Here is a 2,285-nt window from a genome sequence, read left to right on the forward strand (position 1 = left end):
GAGATGTTCGAGAGGTTCACCGACCGCGCGCGGCGGGTTGTCGTTCTGGCTCAGGAAGAGGCCAGGATGCTCAACCACAACTACATCGGCACCGAGCACATCCTCCTGGGTCTGATCCACGAGGGTGAGGGTGTTGCGGCCAAGGCTCTGGAGAGTCTGGGGATCAGTCTTGAGGCCGTGCGTCAGCAGGTCGAGGAGATCATTGGTCAGGGGCAGCAGGCTCCCTCTGGTCACATCCCGTTCACTCCGCGGGCCAAGAAGGTTCTTGAGCTGTCGCTGCGTGAGGCGTTGCAGCTGGGTCACAACTACATCGGTACCGAGCACATCCTTCTGGGGTTGATTCGGGAGGGTGAGGGTGTCGCGGCGCAGGTGCTGGTGAAGCTGGGCGCGGATCTGAACCGGGTGCGGCAGCAGGTGATCCAGTTGCTGCACGGGTATCAGGGCAAGGAGCCGGCGGCTTCGGGTGGTCCGTCTGAGGCGGCGCCGTCGACGTCGCTGGTGCTGGATCAGTTCGGTCGGAATCTGACGCAGGCGGCGCGTGAGGGCAAGCTCGACCCGGTGATCGGCCGGGACAAGGAGATCGAGCGGGTCATGCAGGTGCTGTCGCGGCGTACCAAGAACAACCCGGTGCTGGTGGGTGAGCCCGGTGTGGGTAAGACCGCGGTGGTGGAGGGGCTGGCGCAGAAGATCGTCAAGGGTGAGGTGCCCGAGACGCTCAAGGACAAGCAGCTCTACACCCTGGACCTGGGTGCTTTGGTGGCGGGGTCGCGGTATCGGGGTGATTTCGAGGAGCGCTTGAAGAAGGTGCTCAAGGAGATCCGGACCCGCGGCGACATCATCTTGTTCATCGATGAGCTCCACACGCTGGTGGGTGCGGGCGCCGCGGAGGGCGCGATCGATGCGGCGTCGATCCTGAAGCCGATGCTGGCGCGGGGTGAGCTGCAGACGATCGGTGCGACGACGCTGGATGAGTACCGCAAGCATCTGGAGAAGGACGCGGCGCTGGAGCGGCGGTTCCAGCCGATCCAGGTGGCCGAGCCGTCGTTGTCGCACACGATCGAGATCCTCAAGGGGCTGCGGGACCGCTACGAGGCGCATCACCGGGTGTCGATCACCGATAGTGCGCTGGTCGCGGCGGCGCAGCTGGCCGACCGCTACATCTCCGATCGGTTCCTGCCGGACAAGGCGATCGATCTGATCGATGAGGCGGGGTCGCGGATGCGGATCCGGCGGATGACCGCGCCGCCGGACCTGCGCGAGTACGACGAGAAGATCGCTGATGTGCGGCGTGACAAGGAGTCGGCGATCGATGCGCAGGACTTCGAGAAGGCCGCGGCGCTGCGTGATTCGGAGAAGCAGCTGCTGGGGCAGAAGGCGCAGCGGGAGAAGGAGTGGAAGGCCGGCGACATGGACGTGGTCGCCGAGGTCACCGACGAGTTGATCGCCGAGGTCCTGGCCACCGCGACGGGTATTCCGGTGTTCAAGCTGACCGAGGAGGAGTCGACTCGGCTGCTGCGCATGGAGGACGAGCTCCACAAGCGGGTGATCGGTCAGGAGGACGCGATCAGGGCGCTGTCGCAGTCGATCCGCCGGACCCGGGCGGGGTTGAAGGACCCCAAGCGTCCGGGTGGTTCGTTCATCTTCGCCGGCCCGTCCGGGGTGGGTAAGACCGAGCTGTCCAAGACGCTGGCGGAGTTCTTGTTCGGTGATGAGGACGCGCTGATCCAGCTGGACATGTCGGAGTTCATGGAGAAGCACACGGTGTCGCGGCTGTTCGGTTCTCCGCCCGGCTATGTCGGGTATGAGGAGGGCGGTCAGCTGACCGAGAAGGTGCGGCGCAAGCCGTTCTCGGTGGTGCTGTTCGATGAGATCGAGAAGGCCCACCAGGACATCTTCAACTCGCTGCTGCAGATCCTGGAGGACGGTCGTCTGACCGACGCCCAGGGGCGGGTGGTGGACTTCAAGAACACCGTGATCATCATGACGACGAACCTGGGGTCCAAGGACATCTCCAAGGGCGTGTCGATGGGGTTCGCCCGGCAGAACGACGAGCAGGGCTCGTACGAGCGGATGAAGGCCAAGGTGTCGGAGGAGCTCAAGCAGCACTTCCGGCCCGAGTTCCTCAACCGTGTCGATGACACGGTGGTGTTCCACCAGCTCACGCCCAAGGAGATCATCCAGATCGTGGATCTGATGATCGCCAAGGTCGACCAGCGGCTCCACGACCGCGACATGGGCATCGAGCTGCGGCAGGAGGCCAAGGACCTGCTCGCGATCCGCGGCTA

The 2,285-nt window shown here is 64.6% G+C and carries 1 protein-coding gene; it reads left to right on the forward strand.

Annotated features, from left to right (window positions below; genetic code table 11):
- Positions 1 to 3: 3 nt before the first annotated feature.
- Positions 4 to 2,285: ATP-dependent Clp protease ATP-binding subunit (locus tag AB0K37_RS41770; RefSeq protein WP_363991678.1), on the forward strand; the 2,282-nt coding region annotated here is incomplete at its 3' end.

The organism is Actinomadura sp. NPDC049753 (assembly GCF_040674655.1).
Taxonomy (GTDB): Bacteria; Actinomycetota; Actinomycetes; order Streptosporangiales; family Streptosporangiaceae; genus Spirillospora; species Spirillospora verrucosospora.